Raw genomic sequence first — 20,088 nt, forward strand, 5'->3', positions numbered from 1 at the left:
CGCTGATGCTCCGCTACCTGGCGAAGCGGCTCAGCTACTACGCGGTGCTGCTGATAGCCGCCGTATTCCTGGCGTACGCGCTGTCCGCCGCCGCCCTCCAGCCGCGCGCCTACTTCGAGGCCAAGGTGCCGCGCCCGGCCGCCGCCTCGGTCGAGCGCCAGCTCACCGACCTCAACCTGAACGACCGCACCCCCGTCGTCGAGCGCTTCGGCCGCTGGGCCGGCGACCTGCTCCACGGGGACCTAGGGCGCACCATCCACGACACCCCGGTGGCGGACGACTTCGGCCGGCGGATCTGGGTGTCCCTGCGCCTGCTGCTCGTCGGCAGCCTGCTCGGGATGGCCCTGGGCGTGGCCGCCGGGGCCTGGAGCGCGGTGCGCCAGTACCGGATATCCGACCGGCTGCTCACCGTCTTCTCCTTCGTGATGCTCTCCACCCCGGTCTTCCTGGTCGCGCTCTTCCTCAAGAACGGCGCCATCGCCGCCAAGGACGTCGCCGGCCACGAGGTGATCCCCTTCACCGGCTACGAGACCCCCGGGCTGGCCGGCGGGATCGGCGCCCACCTCGGCGACTGGGCGCTGCACCTGCTGCTGCCCACCCTCTCGCTGGCGCTCGGCGGCCTCGCCACCTACAGCCGCTACCAGCGCGGCACGATGCTCGACGTGCTCGGCTCCGACTACCTGCGCACCGCCGAGGCCAAGGGCCTCACCCGCGGCCGCGCCCTGGTCAAGCACGGGCTGCGGACGGCGGTGATCCCGATGTCGACGATGTTCGCCTACAGCTTCCTGGGCATCTTCACCGGCGCCGCCTTCACCGAGACCATCTTCGGCTGGCACGGGATGGGCGAGTGGTTCATCCAGTCCATCAACGAACAGGACGTCAACTCGGTCGTCGCCGTGAACCTGTTCGCCGCGGTGGTGGTGCTCGCCTCCGGCTTCCTCGCCGACACCCTGCACGCCGCCCTCGACCCGCGCGTGCGGTCCTGACCGGAGGAGAGCCGCCATGACCGCCGTCACCACGGAACCCGCCGAGCCCGCCGAGCCCGCCGAGCCCGCCCGGTCCACCGGTTCCGCCGTACCCGCTCCGCCCGCCGCACCCGCCGCAGCGGCCGCACCCGTGCTGCCGCTCGTCGCGGGCGCCCCGGGCGCGCTCGACCTACCCGCCGTCGCGGCCGCACCGGGCGTCGCCGCCCCGCCCGTCGGCGCCCCCGCGGCGCCCGGCCGCGGCCGGCTCGTCCTGGCCCGGCTGCTCGCCGCCCGCTGGGCGGTGGCCGGCACCGTCGTCGTCCTGCTGCTGTTCGCGCTCGCCTTCGGCGGCCAGTACCTCACCCCCTGGGACTACGCCACCCCCGACTACACCGCCCTGCGCCAACCCCCCTCCGGCAGCCACTGGTTCGGCACCAACGGGGTCGGCCAGGACGTCTTCGCGCAGACCGTCCGCGGACTGCAGAAGTCCCTGGTGATCGGCCTGCTGGTGGCGCTCTTCTCGACCGTGCTGGCCTCCCTGGTCGGCGCCTGCGCCGGGTACTTCGGCGGCTGGACCGACCGGGTGCTGATGTTCCTGGTCGACCTGATGCTGGTCTTCCCCAGCTTCCTGATCATCACGATCATCTCGCCCCGGCTGAAGGGCACCGGCTGGCTCGCCTTCGTGCTGCTGCTCGCCCTCTTCAACTGGATGATCACCGCCAGGGTGGTCCGCTCGATGACCATCTCGCTGCGCGAGCGCGAATTCGTCCGCGCCGCACAGTTCATGGGGGTGCGGCCGCTGCGCGTCATCACCCGGCACGTCCTGCCGAACGTCGCCTCCTTCCTCATCATCGACGCCACCATCGCGGTCGGCGGCGCCGTGATGAGCGAGACCGCGCTCTCCTACTTCGGCTTCGGCGTGAAGGCCCCCGACGTCTCGCTCGGCACCCTGCTCGCCGCCGGGACCAGCGACGCCCCGGTGTTCCCCTGGCTGTTCTACTTCGCCGCCGGGCTGCTGGTGCTCTTCGTCCTGGCCGTCAACCTGATCGGGGACGGGCTGCGCGACGCCCTCGACCCGACCACCGAGGTCGCCCGTACCCCTCGTAGGACTCGTAGGAAGCGCGGAAGAACGTGACCACCACCGTCGAGACCCCGCTGCTGGCCGTCCGCGACCTGCGGGTCGACTTCACCGGACCGCGCGGCGCCACCGTCCCCGCCGTCCGCGGCGTCGACCTCAGCCTGCGCCGCGGCGAGACCCTGGGCATCGTCGGCGAGTCCGGCTCCGGAAAGTCGGTGACCGCCCTGGCCGTGCTCGGACTGCTGCCGGGCACCGCCCGGGTGCGGGGCTCGGTGGCCCTGGACGGCAGGGAACTGGTCGGCCTGCCCGGCCGTGAGCTCGCCGCCATCCGCGGCAGCCGGGTCGCCATGGTCTTCCAGGACCCGCTCTCCGCCTTCACTCCCGTCTACCGGATCGGCGACCAGATCGTCGAGGCGCTCCGGATCCACCAGCGCCTCGACAAGCAGGCCGCCCGCGAACGGGCCGCCGAACTGCTCGACCTGGTCGGCATCCCGGCCCCGGACCGCGCGCTGGACAGCTTCCCGCACGAGTTCTCCGGCGGGATGCGCCAGCGCGCGATGATCGCCATGGCCATCGCCAACGACCCCGACATCCTGCTCGCCGACGAGCCCACCACCGCCCTGGACGTCACCATCCAGGCCCAGGTGCTCGACGTCCTGCGCACCGCCCAGCGCGAGACCGGCGCCGCGCTCGTCCTGGTCAGCCACGACCTCGGGGTGATCGCCGGGATGGCCGACCGGGTCGCCGTGATGTACGCGGGCCGGGTGGTCGAGACGGCCGGCGTGGACGAACTCTTCGCCGCGCCCCGCCACCCCTACACGCTGGGCCTGATCGGCGCGGTGCCGAGGCTGGACGGCCGGGGCGGACCGCTGGTGCCGATCCCCGGCGCCCCCGCGCCCATGGCCGAACTGCCGCCCGGCTGCCCGTTCGCCGCGCGCTGTCCGCTGGTCGAGGAGCGGTGCCGGACGGCGGAACCGGGCCTGGGCGGACCGGAAGCGTCCGGCGGGAGTGCCGAGGAGGCGCACCTGGCCGCCTGCGTGCGGGCCGGGGAACTGGCCGAACGCCGGCCCGCGCCCGCCGAGGTCTACCCCGTACCGCCGGTGCCGCCGGCCGCGGCCGCCGTGCCCGGGCCGCGCGGGGAGCGCCCGGCGGTGCTCTCCGTCAGCGGCCTCACCAAGACGTTCCCGCTGCTCAAGGGCACCGTCTTCAAGCGCCGGATCGGCGAGGTCTACGCCGTGGACGGGGTGGAGCTGGACATCCGGCAGGGCGAGACGCTCGGCCTGGTCGGCGAGTCCGGCTCCGGGAAGTCCACCACCCTGTTCGAGCTGCTGCGGCTCGCGAGGCCGGAGTCGGGCCGGATCGAGCTGCTCGGGCAGGACACCGCCGGGCTCTCCCGCTCGGCCGCCCACCGGATGCGGTCCCACCTGCAGATCGTCTTCCAGGACCCGATGGCCAGCCTCGACCCCCGGATGCCGATCGGTGACATCGTCGCCGAACCGCTGCGGGCCCAGGGCACCGACCGTGCGGAGATCGGCCGCCGGGTGCCCGGACTGCTGCGGCAGGTCGGCCTGGACCCGGCGCACGCCGTCCGCTACCCGCACCAGTTCTCCGGCGGCCAGCGCCAGCGGATCTCGATCGCCCGGGCCCTGGCCGTCCGGCCGAAGCTGCTGGTGCTGGACGAACCGGTCTCCGCGCTGGACGTCTCCATCCAGGCCGGGGTGCTCAACCTGCTCCAGTCGCTCAAGGCCGAACTGGGCCTGTCCTACCTCTTCGTCTCGCACGACCTGTCGGTGATCCGGCACCTCGCGGACCGGGTGAGCGTGATGTACCTCGGGCGGACCGTCGAACAGGGCGAGGTCTCCGCCGTCTTCGAGCGGCCCCGGCACCCGTACACCCGGGCGCTGCTCTCCGCCGTGCCACTGCCGGACCCGGCCGCCGAGCGGGCCCGCAGCCGCATCCTGCTGGCCGGCGACCCGCCCTCGCCGACCGCGCGACGCACCGGCTGCCCGTTCCGCACCCGCTGCCCCGTCTACGCCGGGCTCGAAGCCGGGGCGCGCACCCGCTGCGAGACCGAGGCCCCGCCGCTGACCGGCCCCGCACCGGACCTGGACCACCAGGCGGCCTGCCACTACCCGGAGTAGTGGCAGCCCGGCGGCGCCGACCGTCACGGGGCGTGACCGGATCGTCTCGATTCGGCAGATCGGCCGGACTCCGTGTAATGTCTTGCGGGTCAGCAGGCGCCGCTAGCTCAGTTGGTTAGAGCAGCTGACTCTTAATCAGCGGGTCCGGGGTTCGAGTCCCTGGCGGCGCACATGGCAAGGTCTCAGGCCGTCCACTCCGGTGGGCGGCCTGAGGCGTTTCCGGGGCCTGCGCCGGGAGGCTCCGGCGCGGGGCTCAGCGGGTGTCCAGGATCGCCGAGGCCACCGCGTCCGGGCGGTCGAACATCAGCAGGTGCCCGGCCGGGGCCGTGCTGCGGAAGTCGCCCCCGAGCAGCGCGGCGAGACCGCGCTGCGCGGCCAGCCAGTCCCGGGTGCGGCTGCCGCGGCACCCGTCGTCAGCGGCGAGCACGGTGACCGGCAGTCCGGGCGGCAGCGGTGCGGTGCCCCGCAGTTCGTCCAGTTCGGCGGCCATGTCGAGGTAGCGCGCGTTCTCCCGGAGCAGGGCGCGCAGAGCGCGCCCGGTCCGGTAGCAGTGCCGGACCAGCGGCGCCGGGGCGAGGTCCTCGTGGCGGACGGTGGTCGCCCGGGCGACCAGCCCGCGCACGGTGGGCCCGAGCAGGTACGGCGCCGCGACGGCCGTGGCCGCGCCCGCGACCGCGCGGGCCGCCAGGTCGCGCAGCCCCGGGGCCGGCAGCGGCCGCGGGTCCGGCTCGACGCTGCCGTCCAGCAGGACCAGCCCGGCCGTCCGGCCCGGGTGGAGCCGCGCGAAGGCCTCGACGTGGAACCCCGCCAGCGAGTGGCCCGCCACCGTGCACGGCTCGCGCAGTCCGAGCGCGTCCAGCACGCCCCGGATGCGGGCCGCCTCCCCCGCCGCCGTCGGGGCGGGCCGGGTGGCGGGCTCGGAGGCGCTCAGCCCGTACCCGGGCCGGTCGAAGCGGACCACCGTCCGGTAGGGGGTGAGGAAGGGCACCACGAGGTCCCAGTCGAACCAGCTGCCGCCCAGCCCCCCGGTGAGCAGGCAGACCGGTCCGCCGCCCTCGGCGCGCACGTGCAGGGGCGTCCCGTCGATCCGCAGGAACATCGCGGAGCCGTGCGCCCCCGGTCCGGTCATCGCGGTACCACCCCCTCGCCCCTCGGCCGGAGCAGCAGGGCGGCGACGGCGAGCCGTGTCCCCCGGCGGCCGGGGTGGGAGCTGGGCACGTTCCCACCCTAACCGGGCACGAACTCCGCCCCAACCGGGTGGAAACGGGCGCCGCGCCGGGGGTGGACGGGCCCTTCGCCCCCGGTGGTTCGGGGCACCCGGCCGGACCGTGTATTGTTCTCCAGGTCAGCAGGCGCCGCTAGCTCAGTTGGTTAGAGCAGCTGACTCTTAATCAGCGGGTCCGGGGTTCGAGTCCCTGGCGGCGCACAGACACTTGGGGAGCCTCTCGCAGTCGCGAGAGGCTCCCTGATTTTTTGCCCTTCGGCGTCCGTTTTGCGTGTGATGTCGGTCTCGCTTGCCGCTTCGGCGGAGTCAACCGGCCCGCTCGGCACGTCCTGGGCTGTACACCGGAAACGGGGCAAAGGTCCCCAACCGTCGACATTCCCGTTTTGTGCTGGCCGCACGGTTCGCCCGCAGGAAAGGCTGCCGCTTTGTCCCCAAACACCCGGAGCGGCCGACGCACGCCGTCCCTCGGGCTCCGCCCGGTGGAGCGCCTGAAGCGCTCCCCGGAGGGTCCGGCCGGCGGCCGCAGGCCGCGCCGCCCGAAGCGCACCGGCTGGCGCCGGCTGATCCCGACCTGGCGGATGAGCCTGCTCGGCCTCGCGGCCGCGCTGCTGCTCGGCGTCGGCCTGTTCGCCCTGGGCATCGCCCTGGTGAAGGTGCCGGACGCGCACGCCGCCGCGACCGCCCAGAGCAACACCTGGCTCTACCAGGACGGCTCGGTGGTCGCCCGGACCGGCCAGACCAACCGGCAGAACGTCGGCCTGGACAAGGTCTCCCCCGCCGCCCAGCACGCCGCGCTGGCCGCCGAGGACCGCAACTTCTACCACGAGGGCGCCGTCAACGTGTCCGGTCTGGTCCGCGCCGCCGTCAACACGGCCAAGGGCGAGGGCACCCAGGGCGGCTCGACGATCACCCAGCAGTACGTGAAGAACACCTACCTGAACCAGAAGCAGTCCGTCACCCGGAAGGTGAAGGAACTCTTCATAGCGATCAAGGTGGACGCCACCGAGACCAAGGACGCCGTCCTGTCCGGCTACCTCAACACCTCGTACTACGGGCGCGGCGCCTACGGGATCCAGGCCGCCGCCCAGCAGTACTTCGGTGTCGACGCCGCCGCGCTCGACCCGGCGCAGGGCGCCTACCTGGCCGCCCTGCTGAACGCCCCGAGCGCCTACGACGTGGCCACCGCCACCCCGGCCGGCAAGCAGAACGCGGTCAACCGCTGGAACTACGTCCTGGACGGCATGGTGAAGGAGGGCTGGCTGTCCGCCGAGGAGCGGGCCGCCACCGCCTTCCCCGACGTCAAGGGCCCGCAGGCCCAGCTCGGCCTCTCCGGTCAGGCCGGCTACCTGGTCAACGCGGCGACCGAGTACCTCACCGCCAACAACGTCATCACCGAGTCCGAGCTGGCCAAGGGCGGCTACACCATCAAGCTGAGCGTCGACCCGGCGCGCCAGCAGGCCCTCCAGGACTCGGTCCAGGCGCAGCTGCACGACACCCTCGACCCGGACAAGCGGAAGAAGGACGCGAACGCCCAGGCCGGCGCCGTCTCCGTCGACCCGAGGACCGGTGCCGTGGTCGCCCTCTACGGCGGCGTCGACTACACCAAGCACTACGTGGACAACGCCACCCGCCGGGACTACCAGGCCGGGTCCACCTTCAAGGCGATCGCCCTGGCGGCGGCCCTGGAGAACGGCGCCAAGACCCAGTCCGGCCAGACCGTCACCCCGCGCACCGTCTACGACGGCACCAGCGGGCGCAAGGTCCGCGGCGGCAAGGGCACCCCGTACGCGCCGCCGAACGAGGGTGACAAGAGCTACGGCCAGGTCACCCTGCAGCAGGCCACCGACTGGTCGGTGAACTCGGTGTTCGCCCAGCTCGCCCAGGACACCGGCCTGCAGAAGGTCCGCGACACCGCCGTCGCGCTCGGCCTGCCCGGCAACACCCCCGGGCTCGACCCGGTGCCGTCCATCCCGCTCGGCGCAGCCACCCCGAGCGTGCTCGACATGGCCGGCGTGTACGCCACGCTGGACAACGGCGGCAAGCAGATCACCCCCTGGCTGGTGCAGTCGGTGGACCGCGAGGGCGAGGCGCTCGCGCTGCCGGCCCACAAGACCACCCAGGCGGTCGGCGAGGAGACCGCCCGCCAGGTGACCTCGATGCTGGAGGGCGTCGTCGGCGACCCGGGCGGCACCGGCTGGCGGGCGAAGTCGCTGGGCCGCCCGGTGGCCGGCAAGACCGGGACGACGGACGACCAGAAGTCGGTCTGGTTCGTCGGGTACACCCCCGAGCTGGTGACCTCGGTGGCGCTGTTCGGCCAGGACCCGGGCAGCGGCGCCCAGGTCAGCCTCAGCGGTACCGGCGGGATCGACGGCGCGGCGGGCGGCCAGTACCCCGCGCAGATCTGGACGAGCTACATGAAGGCCGCGCTCAAGGGGCAGCCGGTCACCGACTTCGCCGAGCCCTCGGGCAAGGACTGGTCGGGCGGCAGCGGCACGGCCGGCACCGCCGACAGCTCGCCGTCGCCGTCCGGGTCGGCCTCGCCGCCGGCCACGCCCGGGAGCGGCGCGACCGGCGGGACGACCGGCGGCGCGGGCAACGGCTCCGGCCCGACCGGCACGCCGGGCGGCCCGGGCGGCTCCGCCGGTACGGACCAGGACGGCTCGCGGTCCGGTGGCGCGACCACCGCGCCGACCCAGCAGCCGACCCAGCAGCCCACCTCCCAGCCGACCGGCCGGCCCACCCGGTCGCCGCAGCCGACCACCGGGCCCACCACGGCCCCGACCACCGGGCCGACCACCGCGCCCCAGCCTTCGGGCGGCACGGGGACGGGCACCGGGTCCGGTTCGGGCACGGGCGCGGGGTCGCCGGCGGGGGCCGGCGCGGGCACCGGGCAGTAGGCCGGCCACGGGCGGCGTCGTCCGACGGGCCCGGAGCGGAGCCACCCGGCTCCGCTCCGGGCCCGTTCCGCGTTCCCGCGGTCGGGGCGGCCACCGTGGCGGACCCCGCCACTGCGCACAGTTCAGTGCAGGACCAAATGACGAAATGGCGCCTTACCGAATCGGCGGTATGACTGTCACAATGCCTCGGTGCACAGCTCAAAGCCCCTGACCGGCCACGCTCCGGGCAGAACTCTCGGCCTCTCCCTCGCCCTGGTCTCCGCGTTCGCCTTCGGCGGCTCCGGCACCGCCGCCAAGCCGCTGATCGAGGCGGGACTCTCACCGCTGCACGTGGTCTGGCTCCGGGTGACCGGCGCCGCCGTGGTCCTGCTCCCGCTGGCCTACCGCCACCGGGCCGCCGTGCTCCGCCGGCCCGGCCTGCTGATCGGCTTCGGGCTGCTCGCCGTCGCCGGCGTCCAGGCCTGCTACTTCGCGGCGATCTCCCGGATCCCGGTCGGCGTCGCCCTGTTGATCGAGTACCTCGGACCGCCGCTGCTCATCGGCTACGTGAAGTTCGTCCAGCGCAAGCCGATCAGCCGGGGCGCCGCCGTCGGCGCCGGGGTGGCCGTGGCCGGTCTGGCCTGCGTGGTGGAGGTCTGGAACGGCCTGGGCTTCGACGCGCTGGGCGTGCTCTTCGCCCTCGGAGCGGCCTGCTGCCAGGTCGGCTACTTCGTGCTGGCCGACGCCGGCAGCCGGGGCGACCGCCCGGTCGACCCGATCGCCGTCAGCGCCTTCGGGCTGCTGATCGGCGCGGTCGTGCTCACCGTCCTCACCCGCCCCTGGGAGGCCGACTGGGGGCTGCTCGGCGGGCAGGTCGTGATGAACGGGCACTCGCTGCCCGCACTGCTGCCGGCCGCCTGGATGGTCCTGGTCGCGACCGTGCTCGCCTACCTGACCGGGGTGGTCTCCGTCCGGCACCTGTCGCCGCCGGTCGCCGGGGTGGTGGCCAACCTGGAGGCGGTCGTCGCCACCGTGCTGGCCTGGATCCTGCTCGGCGAGCACCTGGGCCTGCCCCAGACGGCCGGCGGCCTGCTGGTGCTGGCGGGCGCGTTCGCGGCCCAGGCGAGCAAGCCGTCCCCCGCCGCGGCACCGACGGAGGTCGCGGCCCCGACGGACGACCCGACGGGTGCGGGGGCGACGGCGCTCGGCGAGCGCCTGGCGCGGGCCGCCGGGGCCCCGGACGACGGGGAGCGGGGAACCGCCGCGGTCAGCGGCCGACCGAGCCGAACCAGTCGAGGTGACTGAGCGGCCACACGACGGCCGACACCGGCCCGACCACGTTGTCCACCGGTACGGCGCCGCCGCCCGGGCCCCGCTGGTGGTAGCGCGAGTCGGCGGAGTCGCTCCGGTGGTCGCCCTCCACCCAGACGTACCCCTGGGGCACGGTCACCGGACCGAAGTCCAGCCCCGCGCAGGAGTCGTCGCCGGGGTGGAGGTAGGGCTCGTCCACCTTCGCCCCGTCGACCGTCAGCGTGGTGCCGGAGCACTGCACGGTCTGGCCGCCGGTCGCGATGACCCGCTTGACCAGGTAGTTGTCGTCCTTCGGCGGCACCAGGCCGACGAAGCCCAGCACCGAGCCCACGGCCCGGGTGACCGGGTTCCCGTCGGTCGGCTGGGGCGGCAGCCAGTCGCCCGGGTCCTTGAACACCACCGGCTGGCCGGGCTCCGGCTCCCAGCCGGTGAGCGGAGCGAGCTTGTTCACGCCGACCCGGTCGCCGATCCGCAGGGTGTTCTCCATGGACCCGGACGGGATCATGAACACCTGGAACAGGCAGGTCTTGATCAGCAGCGCGACCAGCAGCCCGACCGCGGCCATCACCGGGATCTCGATCCACCAGGGCCGCGGACGGCGCCCGGACCGGCGGGCCTTCGAGCTCCTGGGCCCCTTGCCGCCCCTCGACGCCTTGCGCGACCGCGCCCGGCGGGCTTCCGCCCGGCCACCGGGAGCACCGTCGGCGCCGCGTCCGGGGCCGGCGGCCGGGGCCTGAGCGCTCCCGGCATCGCCGTGCGTTTCGGGCAGGTTCACCGCCATCGTCGCTGCTCCACCTCTCCGGCTGGGGGAACCTGCACGCTACGCCACCGGGGAAGCCACGCGAAATCGCGCTTTTACCCGTGCCAGACATCGCGGACCCGTCCCGCCGGGGGCCGGCCGGCCCCCGGGACACGGCCCGGCGCGGGGACCGGAACGTGGGGAGGAGCGGGGGGACACGAGGAACGCGAGGAAGCGCGGGCCGGTGCGGGCCGGTGCGGTCAGGCGCGGGCGATGGCCTCGTGGTGGCGGATGACCTCGGCGATGATGAAGGTGAGGAACTTCTCCGCGAACACCGGGTCCAGGTGGGCGCCGGCCGCCAGCTCCCGCAGGCGGCGGATCTGGTCGCGCTCCCGCGCCGGATCGGCCGGGGGCAGCTTGTGCTCGGCCTTGAGCCGGCCGACCCGCTGGGTCGCCTTGAACCGCTCCGCCAGCATGTGGACCACCGCGGCGTCGATGTTGTCGATGCTCTCGCGCAGGCTGGTCAGCTCGGCCCGGACGGCGTCGTCGATCCCGTCGGACGGTCCGGTCTCGGGGGTCGTGGGGTGATCCGTCATCGGGGCGGCTCCGCGGCTCTCTGGGGGTGGGCACCCGACCGTCCGTCGGCCGGGGCTCGGGCCCGGGCAAATCTAACAGGGCACTCGCCGCGCATCCGCACCGTTCGGCTCAGCCGTCCACGATCCGGACGGCGGCCGGACCGGTGGCCGGACCGCGGATCGGCCGCCCGGCCAGGGGCGTTGCCGACCGGCGGGCGGACCGGCCGCCCGCGGGTGCGGCGCCCTGGAGCGTTACCCGTGATCGCCCCCCGGCCTGCCCGTAGGCTGGTGCACGGCATGACCGGAAGTGACGGGACGGCAGTCCCCCAGTAATGGAGGTACCGATCGTGGCAACCACTCGCACCGCGCACACCGAATGGGACGGCAGCCTGCTCGACGGCAAGGGTCTGGTGACCTTCGACTCGTCCGGCATCGGCGAGTTCCCGGTTTCCTGGCCGGCGCGCGCCGAGACGCCGAACGGCAAGACCAGCCCGGAGGAGCTCATCGCGGGCGCGCACTCCGCGTGCTTCTCGATGGCCCTTTCGCACGGCCTCACCGGCGCGGGCAACCCGCCCACCAAGCTGCAGACCAAGGCGGACGTCACCTTCCAGCCCGGCACCGGCATCACCGGCATCCACCTGACCGTCGTCGGCGAGGTGCCCGGCCTCGACGAGGCGGGCTTCGTGAAGGCCGCCGAGGACGCCAAGGCGAACTGCCCGGTGAGCCAGGCCCTGACCGGGACGACCATCACCCTGACGGCCACGCTGGCCTGACGCACCGCCGCCCGCCGCTCCCCGGCGGCGCGCTCCCAGCGCTCGACAAGCGCCCGGGGCGCACTTGTGGAGCACACGCCCCTGGCGCACATCATGTGATGTGTACCGGGGGCGTCTGCATGTACCACCTCAGATGCCGTGAAAGCAGGCAAATCACCCTGGCGGCGGTCACCGCGTGTTGCCGCCGCGTCCTATGATCGGCCGCAGCGCACTGTTCTTCACGCGGATCCCCCACGCGAACGCTCCACAGCGAGCGTTGCGCACCGGACCGTGAGGACCTCGACAGGGCGCGGGAGCCGGCCGCCGCAGTTCCAGGTGACCGGCCTGACCAGCATCAAGCGTCAGCAGCGGACGGGAGCATGCCGTGCCGGGCCAGAACGAGGGGGCCGACGCACACCCAAGCGTGCGGCACGAACAACCGCACCAGCACCGCCACCTCAGCTTTCCGAGCCTCCGCCCGGCCCAGGGCACCGACGGGGCACCCGGCGCCCCGTCGGACGGCGCGCCCGACGCGGGGTCAGGACGGCGGCCGGGCGCCGACGATGCGCCGGGCGCCGCCCGCTGCCCCACCTGCTCGGCCCCGCTCGCCGACGGAACGCACCGGCCCGCCGACCCGGCCGGTCCAGCCCCCGCTCCCGCGCCCGCGCCCGGGAGCACCGACCGCCTGCTGGCCGCGCTGAGCGCCAGCGAGTCCCGGTTCCGGGCCGCCTTCTGCGACGCCGGGATCGGCATGGCCCTGCTCGACCCCGACGACCGGATCATCGAGGTCAACCCGGCCTTCGCCACCCTGGTCGGCTGCGGGGTCGTCGACCTGGTCCGCACCCACATCCACGACATCATCGACCCGGAGGGCATGCCCGACCGGCTCTTCCCCGAGCTGGTCCGCGGTGACCGCGAACGCGTCCGGGTGGAGAAGCAGCTCAAGCACCGCGAGGGCCGCACGGTGTGGAGCAAGGTGACCATCTCCCTGATCCGGGACGGCGCCGGCAGCCCGCAGTACACCCTCGCCATGGTCGAGGACATCACCGAACAGCGCCGGCTCGGCGACCGCCTGGAGTACCAGGCGCTGCACGACCCGCTGACCCGGCTCCCCAACCGGACCTTCTTCTTCGACCGGCTCGACGCGGCCTGCCTCACGGCCGGGATCACCGCGCCGGAGACCGCGGAGACGGCGGCGGACCGGCCGGACGGCCGTCGGGTCGGGGTCTGCTACCTGGACCTCGACGGCTTCGCCGCGATCAACGAGACCCTCGGCCACCACATCGGCGACCAGCTGCTGATCGCGGTCGCCGCCCGGCTCCGGCACGGCGTCTCCGACCACAGCTCCCACCTGGTCGCCCGGATGGGCGGCGACGAGTTCGCCGTCCTGGTGGCCGACAGCCGGGGCAGCGAGCAGCTCACCGAACTGGCCACCCGGCTCCTCGAAGCGCTGGAACGCCCCTTCGACGTGGCCGGGCACCGGCTGGCGGTCACCGCCAGCGTGGGCGTCGTCGAGCGGTCGGTGCACGAGACCACGCCCGCCGACCTGGTCAAGGACGCCGACTCCACGCTGTACTGGTCGAAGGCCGACGGCCGGGCCCGCTGGACCCTCTACGACCCGGACCGGGGCGCCCACCAGCTGACCCGTCAGCTGCTCGCCACCGCGCTCCGTCCGGCCCTGGAGCGCGGCGAGTTCACCGTCGAGTACCAGCCGCTCGTCGGCCTCGCCGACGGCGCCGTGCACGGTGCCGAGGCCCTGGTCCGCTGGCGCCACCCGCGCTACGGGACGCTCTCGCCCGACCGCTTCATCCCGCTCGCCGAGGAGTCCGGCGCGATCGTGCCGCTGGGCACCTGGGTGCTGGAGGAGTCCTGCCGCCAAGCCCGGCGCTGGCTCACGGAGTTCCCGGACAACGAGACCTTCGTGAGCGTCAACCTGGCGGCCCGTCAGATCTGGGACTCCGACGTGGTCGCCGACGTGGCCCGGGCCCTGGAGAGCTCCGGCCTGCCGGCCCGGCTCCTGCAACTGGAGATCACCGAGAGCGCGTTGCTCGGCCCCGGCGGGCGGCCGCTGCAGTCCCTGCAGGCCCTCGCCGACATGGGCGTCCGGATCGCCATCGACGACTTCGGCACCGGCTACTCCAACCTCGCCTACCTCTCCCGGCTGCCGGTGCACGTCCTGAAACTGGACGGCACCTTCATCGAGGGCTTCCGCGACCCTGACCCGGCCGGCCGCACCGGCCTCCCCGGGGCCGGCTCCCGCCGGAGCGACGCCGACGAGCAGATCGTCGGCGCCATGGTGCAGTTGGCCCACACGCTCGGGCTGACCGTGACCGCCGAGGGGATCGAGAGCGCGGCGCAGGCCGAACGGCTGCGGCTCACCGGCTGCGACACCGCGCAGGGCTGGTACTTCGCCAAGCCCGGTGAGGCGGAGCACGTCGCCGCGATACTCCGCGAGCGCCGCCCTCGGCCGGCCACGCCGTGACGACGGCCCGGCCGCGCCCCCGGTCGGGGGCGCGGCCGGGCCGGGAACCGGACCCGCCGGTGGGCTCAGGCGCCGGCGGCGGCCTCGCCGGTGAGCCCGTAGGCCCGGGCGATCAGCCCGTACGAGCGGTGCCTGGCCTCGTGGCCGTGGATGTGCGAGGTGACCATCAGCTCGTCCACCCCCGTCCGCTTGCGCAGCGACTCCAGCCCGTCGGCGACCTCGCCGGGCGAGCCGAGGACGACGTTGCCCAGCCAGTCGTCCACGAAGTCGGCCTCCACCGGGCTGTACGGGTAGCTCTCCGCCTCCTCGGGGGTGGGGATCGGGCCCGGGTTCCCCCGGCGCAGGCGCAGCATGCCGAGCGCCGAGGAGCGCGCGAGCCTGCGGGCGGCCTCCCGGTCGTCGGCCGCGACCGCGTTCACCCCGATCAGCGCGTACGGCTCGGCGAGCACGGCCGAGGGGCGGAACGACGACCGGTAGAGGTCGAGGGCCGGGATGGTGTTGGTGCTGCTGAAGTGGTGGGCGAAGGCGAACGGCAGACCGAGCCGGCCGGCCAGCTGGGCGCTGAAGCCGGAGGAGCCGAGCAGCCAGATCGGCGGCCGGCCGGCACTCCGGGGAACGGCCGCGAGCCGGGCGTAGGGGTGGCCGTCCGGGAAGTCGCCGTCCAGGAAGTGGGTCAGCTCGGAGAGCTGCTGGGGGAAGTCGTCGGCCCCCTCGGCGAGGCCGCGCCGCAGCGCCCGGGCGGTCGCGGGGTCGGTGCCGGGGGCGCGGCCGAGCCCGAGGTCGATCCGGCCGGGGTGCAGCGCCTCCAGGAGGCCGAACTGCTCCGCGATCCCCAGCGGCGCGTGGTTGGGCAGCATCACGCCGCCGGACCCGAGCCGCAACGTCGTGGTGTGGGCCCCGAGGTGGGCGAGCAGGACGGCGGGCGTCGAGCTGGCGACGCCCGGCATGCCGTGGTGCTCGGCGACCCAGAACCGGTGGTAGCCCCACTCCTCGGCGCTGCGGGCCAGGGCCGTGGTCGAGGCCAGCGCCTCGGCCGGGGTGTAGCCGGCGCCCACGGTGGCCAGGTCCAGGATGGAGAGCGGCGCGGGCGCCGAGCCCCGGGCGGTGCCCCGGATCGCCGCGTGGCTCCGCGGTCCGGGCCCGCGCTCCTGCTGGTCGTCGGTGGTCATGCCGTCCGCCCTCCTGGCCGTCCTGCCGGTGTCCGTGTGGCGTCTGGGACGGCCGCGCACCTCGTCCGCGGCCCCGCCACTGCCAAGGGGGGTCAACCACGCCGCCGGGCCGGGTGTTCCCGCTCCCCGGCTCCACCGTGCGACCACCGCCTACCGGCCGTTCGGCTGACTCAGAGCCAGCGCGCGAACACGTGTGGCGACTTCACGCCAGCGCGGGAAGTCGCCAGCCGCAGGGCTCGCGACGGGCGGGCGCCGTCCGGCAGGCTAGGACGCAGAGCGGATCACCCAACGGGATCCACTCCCACCTGCAAGGTCGTCGGGCTGGACCAGCACCGATCGATCCCCGCGAGCCCCTGGAACGGCACCCCGCTCCAGGGGCTCGCGTCGTGTGAGGCCGAGCACAGCCGGGGTGCTTCATGGCATGAAAAGTCGAGGCGCTAGCGTTGTCCCCTGCAGCCATCTGCTCCCCCGGGCAGCCTGGAGGGAGTACCTGACTTGGACATCGCGACGGTGATCGGATCCTCATGGATCTGCGCCCTGGCTCTCTGCGCCGTACTCGGCGACGCCTTTCTCCCCTTCATCCCCAGCGGGACGCTGGTCATCCTGGCCGTGCTCAAGACGGCCCAGATAGACGGCGCCCCGGTGGTGCTGGGGCTCGGGGTGGCGATCGCCTCCTTCCTGGGAGACCTCCTGCTGCTCCGGCTGGCCCGCCGGGGCGCCCCCTCGCTGCAGCGACGGCTCGAACACCGGCCGCAGCTGGCGGCCAGCGTGGCCCGGGTCCAGCAGGCGCTGGACGGGCGCACCACCGGGGCCGCGGCCGCCATGGTCGTGGTCGCGCGGTTCGTGCCGGCCGGCCGGACCGTGCTGGACCTGGCCATCGGGCACTCCCCCGCCGAGCCGTACCGCTTCCTGCGCTGGTCGGCCCTGGCCGCCCTGGTCTGGGCCGCCTACATCGTCACGCTGGGCTGGCTCAACAGCCACTGGTTCGACACCGCCTGGCTGAGCCTCGCGGTCTCCTGCGCCGCCGCGACCGTGATCAGCACCGCGATCGCCCGGATCGTGCGGCGCAACCGCCGGCTCGTCGTCACCTGACGCCGCACCGGCGTGGGCGCGGAACCGCGTCGAGGGCTCCTACGGCACCGCGTCGTCGACGCGCGGTGCCGCGCCCGTGCGGCCCCTCCGCCCCAGCTCCCACTCCGGCCTCCGCCCTGCGGCGTCGGACCCCGCGGCGTACCGGAGTTCGCGGTTCCGGTGGCGCGCGGAGGACCGCTCGCCCGCCCCCGCCGGGAGCCGATCGCCCAAGACCGTGCAAAACGTCACAGGACCGCAACAGAAGGCCGACCGTTGCAGCCGGTCGATGCCGGGTAGGCGTGTTGGCTGTTGTTGGACCTCGGGGCTTCTGCTTCCTTGATGCCTTCCGCGGTCACATGACATGCTAACGGCGTATTACATATCAATTGCCCGATATGACCGGTGCGGCCCACTGGCGCCCTTCGACCCGGCCGGCGGCACCCAGGGGAGACCATGACCAGCATCTCGCGCAGGACCGTGCTCAGCGCCACCGCCGCGACCGTCGCGCTCGGGGCGGCGGCGGCGTGTTCCAGCAGCGGATCGGGTTCAGGATCGAGTTCCTCCGCCCCCGGCGGTGCCGGAACCGGCACCGGTACCGGCACCGGCGGGCCGGCGGCGACGGGTACGCCGACCAAGGGGGGTGCCAAGGGCACGCCGATCGGGGACGGCTCCACCTCCGACACCGGCCCCCAGCCGAACCAGCCCAAGCCGGAGAAGCTCAAGCCCGGCGAGCGGCCGCCGCAGTTCGTGGTCTTCTCCTGGGACGGCGCCGGCGGCACCGACGACAACCAGTTCCCCCGCTTCCTGAAGCTGGCCGAGGAACACAAGGCCGCCATGACCTTCTTCCTCTCCGGGATCTACACCCTCCCCAAGGGCAAGGCCGATCTGTACCACCCGCCGAAGCACTCGGTCGGCGCGTCCGACATCCCGTACCTGTCGGACGGCGCGGTGAAGACCACGATCAAGCTGATCAGCCAGGCCTGGCTGGCCGGCCACGAGATCGGCACCCACTTCAACGGGCACTTCTGCTCGACCCGTTCGGACGGCAACGGCGTCAACAAGTGGACGCCCGAGGACTGGCAGAGCGAGATCGACCAGGCGGTCTCCTTCGTGACCCAGTGGCGCACCAACACCGGCTTCACCGACGTCGACCCGCTCCCCTTCGACTACAAGAAGGAGCTCATCGGCGGGCGCACCCCGTGCCTGGAGGGGCAGAAGGCCCTGCTGCCGACCGCGGCCGCCCTGGGGTGGAAGTACGACGCCAGCTCCTCCGGCGGCCTTCAGATATGGCCGCAGAAGGTGCAGGACGGCAAGGTCTGGGACTTCCCGCTGCAGAGCATCCCGTTCCCCGGGCACTCGTTCCAGGTGCTCTCGATGGACTACAACATCCTCGCCAACCAGTCGGCCGGCAGCACCAAGGGCGACCCGGCGAAGTACGACGACTGGCGCTCCCAGGCCCGGGACTCCTACCTGGCCGGGTTCGACCGGGCCTACAACGGCAACCGCGCGCCCTTCTTCATCGGCAACCACTTCGAGCAGTGGAACGGCGGGATCTACATGGACGCCGTCGAGGAGACGCTCAAGACCATCGCCGGCAAGCCGGAGGTCCGGCTGGTCTCCTTCCGCCAGCTGGTCGAGTGGCTGGAGGTCCAGGACCAGTCCACCATCCGCAAGCTGCGTTCGCTGAACGTCGGGCAGGCGCCGGCCGGCGGGTGGGGGGCCTTCCTCGGCGCCGCCGGGTGACCGACTCCTGAGGCGCGGCGGGCGGGCACCCGGAGCGCGGGCGCGGTACGCGGACGCCCGGGGCGCGGACGTGCCGGGTGTGGGCGCCGGCCATGTGTCCGCGCGCCGGCGTGGGGCCGGGCGACATGGTCGCCGTGCCCCGCGCTCGGGGACGGTGGTGGGGCGTTCCTCCGCCCCCTCCCCCCTCACGAGGTGACCCTGTGGACAAGGTCCTGGACTCCGCCGCCGAAGCGGTCGGGGACATCCCCGACGGAGCGGTGCTGGCCGTCGGCGGCTTCGGCCTCTGCGGCATCCCCAGCACCCTGATCGGCGCCCTGGCCGCCACCCGCGCCACCGGCCTGCACGTCGTCTCCAACAACTGCGGGGTGGACGACTGGGGGCTCGGCCTACTGCTGCGGGCCGGCCGGATCGCCCGGATGACCTCCTCCTACGTCGGGGAGAACAAGGAGTTCGCCCGGCAGTACCTCTCCGGCGAGCTGGAGGTGGAGCTGACCCCGCAGGGCACCCTCGCCGAACGGCTGCGCGCCGGGGGCGCGGGCATCCCCGCGTTCTTCACCCCGGCCGGGGTCGGCACCCAGGTCGAGGAGGGCGGGCTGCCCTGGCGCTACGGCGCGGACGGTTCGGTGGCGCTGGCCTCGCCGCCGAAGGAGGTCAGGGAGTTCGGCGGGCGCCGGTACCTGCTGGAGGAGGCCGTCACCGCCGACTTCGCGCTGGTCCGGGCCGAGGTCGCGGACCGGCACGGCAACTGCGTGTTCCACGCCGCCGCCCGCAACTTCAACCCGCTCTGCGCCACGGCCGGCCGGACCACGCTGGTCGAGGCCGACCGGATCGTCGAACCGGGCGCCCTGGAGCCGGACGCCGTCCACCTGCCAGGGGTGTACGTCGACCGCCTGGTCCTCGCCGATCCCGCCGACCGCCGCGTCGAGCGCCGCACCGTCCGCACCGCGCTCCAGGAGGCCTGAGCCGATGACCACCGAGACCTTCGCCGCCGCCCCGCGGTCCGTCGCCGCCCCGGGCCGGGCGCCGGAATCCCGGAACGCCCCGGACGCCCGGAGCGCGTCCGACGCGGATGCCCGGAGCGCTGCCGAGGCCCGGAACGCGCTCGCCGCGCGGGCCGCGCGGGAGCTCCGGGACGGCCAGTACGTGAACCTGGGGATCGGCCTGCCGACCCTGATCCCCGGTCACCTCCCGCCGGGCGTGCGGGTGGTGCTGCACTCGGAGAACGGCGTCCTCGGCGTCGGCCCGTACCCCCTGGAGGGCACCGAGGACCCCGATCTGATCAACGCGGGCAAGGAGACCGTGACCGTCACCGCCGGCGCCTCGTACTTCGATTCGGCGTTCTCCTTCGGCATGGTCCGGTCCGGTCGGATCGACGTCTCGGTGCTCGGCGCGATGCAGGTCTCGGCCGCCGGCGATCTCGCCAACTGGATGATCCCGGGCAAGATGGTCAAGGGCATGGGCGGCGCGATGGATCTGGTGCACGGCGCCCGCCGGCTGATCGTGGTCATGGAGCACACCGCCCGGGACGGTTCGCCGAAGATCGTCGAGGAGCTCTCGCTCCCGGCCACCGGGAGGGGCGTCGTCGACCGGATCGTCACCGACCTGGCCGTCGTCGACGTCACGCCCGGCGGGCTGCGCCTGGTCGAGACGGCGCCGGGCGTCTCGTTCGACGAGGTCCGCGCCGCGACCGGCACGGCCCTGCTGCCGCCGTCCTGACCGAGGGACCCGCGCGGAGGCCGGACCACCCGTACGGCGGTCCGGCCTTCGCTCGTCCGTCCGACCGGCCCGCGTACGCGAGGCAGGAATCATCCCCTCGTCACACCACCTCGGGCCGCATGGCCGGGAATCGTCATATCCTCACCCCCGCGCGATGATCGTTTCGAGGACTGGTTGCGATCACGTCAACCCTCCGGGAGAGTTGGGGCAGCCAGAAGGTCCCGCGCACCCGGAAGGGAGTCCGG

15 protein-coding genes and 2 tRNA genes are annotated in these 20,088 nt (G+C 73.9%); 13 read left to right on the forward strand and 4 right to left on the reverse strand.

The annotated features are described in order from the left end of the window. Window positions 1-5: 5 nt before the first annotated feature. The 4 genes from ABT263_RS31755 to ABT263_RS31770 all read left to right on the forward strand — a co-directional run bounded on the left by ABT263_RS31755 (window position 6) and on the right by ABT263_RS31770 (window position 4,354). Window positions 6-986, forward strand: a complete 981-nt coding sequence (locus ABT263_RS31755; RefSeq protein ID WP_352295631.1) for an ABC transporter permease — start codon at window positions 6-8, stop codon at window positions 984-986. Window positions 987-1,002: 16 nt separating this feature from the next. After that, a complete protein-coding gene (locus tag ABT263_RS31760) occupies window positions 1,003-2,100 on the forward strand; it encodes an ABC transporter permease (protein ID WP_352295633.1) in 1,098 nt (365 codons plus the stop codon). After that, entirely contained in the window at window positions 2,097-4,184 is a 2,088-nt protein-coding gene (locus ABT263_RS31765; RefSeq protein WP_352295635.1) for an ABC transporter ATP-binding protein, read from the forward strand. The genes ABT263_RS31760 and ABT263_RS31765 overlap by 4 nt, the downstream gene beginning before the upstream one ends. A 96-nt stretch (window positions 4,185-4,280) precedes the next feature. Continuing rightward, a tRNA-Lys gene (locus ABT263_RS31770) sits at window positions 4,281-4,354 on the forward strand. 83 nt (window positions 4,355-4,437) lie between these two features. Here the strand turns inward: ABT263_RS31770 and ABT263_RS31775 are convergent. Then, the gene (locus ABT263_RS31775; RefSeq protein WP_352295637.1) at window positions 4,438-5,313 is read right to left on the reverse strand and encodes an alpha/beta fold hydrolase; all 876 of its coding nucleotides are present in this window, start codon (window positions 5,311-5,313) and stop codon (window positions 4,438-4,440) included. 223 nt (window positions 5,314-5,536) lie between these two features. Between ABT263_RS31775 and ABT263_RS31780 the strand changes: the two genes are divergently transcribed. From ABT263_RS31780 to ABT263_RS31790, 3 genes are all read left to right on the forward strand, one after another. Next, window positions 5,537-5,610, forward strand: a tRNA-Lys gene (locus tag ABT263_RS31780). Between the two features lie 278 nt (window positions 5,611-5,888). Next, window positions 5,889-8,306: a transglycosylase domain-containing protein gene (locus tag ABT263_RS31785; protein ID WP_352295639.1), complete on the forward strand. Its 2,418-nt coding sequence runs from the start codon at window positions 5,889-5,891 to the stop codon at window positions 8,304-8,306. A 189-nt stretch (window positions 8,307-8,495) separates the two neighbouring features. Beyond that, entirely contained in the window at window positions 8,496-9,590 is a 1,095-nt protein-coding gene (locus ABT263_RS31790) for an EamA family transporter (RefSeq protein ID WP_352295641.1), read from the forward strand. Here ABT263_RS31790 and lepB read toward each other — a convergent pair. Beyond that, complete coding sequence (gene lepB, locus ABT263_RS31795; protein ID WP_502885896.1) at window positions 9,553-10,161, reverse strand: signal peptidase I; 609 nt, start codon at window positions 10,159-10,161, stop codon at window positions 9,553-9,555. The genes ABT263_RS31790 and lepB overlap by 38 nt on opposite strands. A 434-nt stretch (window positions 10,162-10,595) precedes the next feature. Continuing rightward, window positions 10,596-10,931, reverse strand: a complete 336-nt coding sequence (locus ABT263_RS31800; RefSeq protein ID WP_329487784.1) for a chorismate mutase — start codon at window positions 10,929-10,931, stop codon at window positions 10,596-10,598. 326 nt (window positions 10,932-11,257) lie between these two features. Here ABT263_RS31800 and ABT263_RS31805 point away from each other — a divergent pair, with 326 nt between their 5' ends. Next, complete coding sequence (locus tag ABT263_RS31805; RefSeq protein WP_352295645.1) at window positions 11,258-11,683, forward strand: OsmC family peroxiredoxin; 426 nt, start codon at window positions 11,258-11,260, stop codon at window positions 11,681-11,683. 403 nt (window positions 11,684-12,086) lie between these two features. Continuing rightward, on the forward strand, window positions 12,087-14,144 hold the full coding sequence (locus ABT263_RS31810) for a putative bifunctional diguanylate cyclase/phosphodiesterase (protein ID WP_352295646.1): 2,058 nt from the start codon (window positions 12,087-12,089) through the stop codon (window positions 14,142-14,144). A 65-nt stretch (window positions 14,145-14,209) separates the two neighbouring features. On the opposite strand, the gene ABT263_RS31815 is transcribed toward ABT263_RS31810, so the two are convergent. Next, window positions 14,210-15,313, reverse strand: a complete 1,104-nt coding sequence (locus tag ABT263_RS31815) for an LLM class flavin-dependent oxidoreductase (protein ID WP_329487787.1) — start codon at window positions 15,311-15,313, stop codon at window positions 14,210-14,212. Between the two features lie 495 nt (window positions 15,314-15,808). Here ABT263_RS31815 and ABT263_RS31820 point away from each other — a divergent pair, with 495 nt between their 5' ends. From ABT263_RS31820 to ABT263_RS31835, 4 genes are all read left to right on the forward strand, one after another. Then, window positions 15,809-16,405: a DedA family protein gene (locus ABT263_RS31820; protein ID WP_352295648.1), complete on the forward strand. Its 597-nt coding sequence runs from the start codon at window positions 15,809-15,811 to the stop codon at window positions 16,403-16,405. 432 nt (window positions 16,406-16,837) lie between these two features. Continuing rightward, on the forward strand, window positions 16,838-18,127 hold the full coding sequence (locus tag ABT263_RS31825; protein WP_352295650.1) for a polysaccharide deacetylase family protein: 1,290 nt from the start codon (window positions 16,838-16,840) through the stop codon (window positions 18,125-18,127). Window positions 18,128-18,327: 200 nt separating this feature from the next. Beyond that, the gene (locus ABT263_RS31830; protein WP_352295652.1) at window positions 18,328-19,089 is read left to right on the forward strand and encodes a CoA transferase subunit A; all 762 of its coding nucleotides are present in this window, start codon (window positions 18,328-18,330) and stop codon (window positions 19,087-19,089) included. A gap of 4 nt (window positions 19,090-19,093) precedes the next feature. Continuing rightward, window positions 19,094-19,843 (forward strand): 3-oxoacid CoA-transferase subunit B, encoded by a 750-nt coding sequence (locus tag ABT263_RS31835; RefSeq protein WP_352295654.1) that lies wholly within the window; start codon window positions 19,094-19,096, stop codon window positions 19,841-19,843. Window positions 19,844-20,088 lie beyond the last annotated feature (245 nt).

Origin of the sequence: Kitasatospora sp. NPDC001603, assembly GCF_040298365.1 — a bacterium.
GTDB lineage: Bacteria > Actinomycetota > Actinomycetes > Streptomycetales > Streptomycetaceae > Kitasatospora.

Coding starts and splice junctions, on each gene's coding strand:
- ABT263_RS31755 (WP_352295631.1), top strand. CDS start 6: ATGCTCCGCTACCTGGCGAAGCGGCTCAGCTACTACGCGGTGCTGCTG.
- ABT263_RS31760 (WP_352295633.1), top strand. CDS start 1,003: ATGACCGCCGTCACCACGGAACCCGCCGAGCCCGCCGAGCCCGCCGAG.
- ABT263_RS31775 (WP_352295637.1), bottom strand. CDS start 5,313: ATGACCGGACCGGGGGCGCACGGCTCCGCGATGTTCCTGCGGATCGAC.
- lepB (WP_502885896.1), bottom strand. CDS start 10,161: ATGGCCGCGGTCGGGCTGCTGGTCGCGCTGCTGATCAAGACCTGCCTG.
- ABT263_RS31800 (WP_329487784.1), bottom strand. CDS start 10,931: ATGACGGATCACCCCACGACCCCCGAGACCGGACCGTCCGACGGGATC.
- ABT263_RS31815 (WP_329487787.1), bottom strand. CDS start 15,313: ATGACCACCGACGACCAGCAGGAGCGCGGGCCCGGACCGCGGAGCCAC.
- ABT263_RS31825 (WP_352295650.1), top strand. CDS start 16,838: ATGACCAGCATCTCGCGCAGGACCGTGCTCAGCGCCACCGCCGCGACC.
- ABT263_RS31835 (WP_352295654.1), top strand. CDS start 19,094: ATGACCACCGAGACCTTCGCCGCCGCCCCGCGGTCCGTCGCCGCCCCG.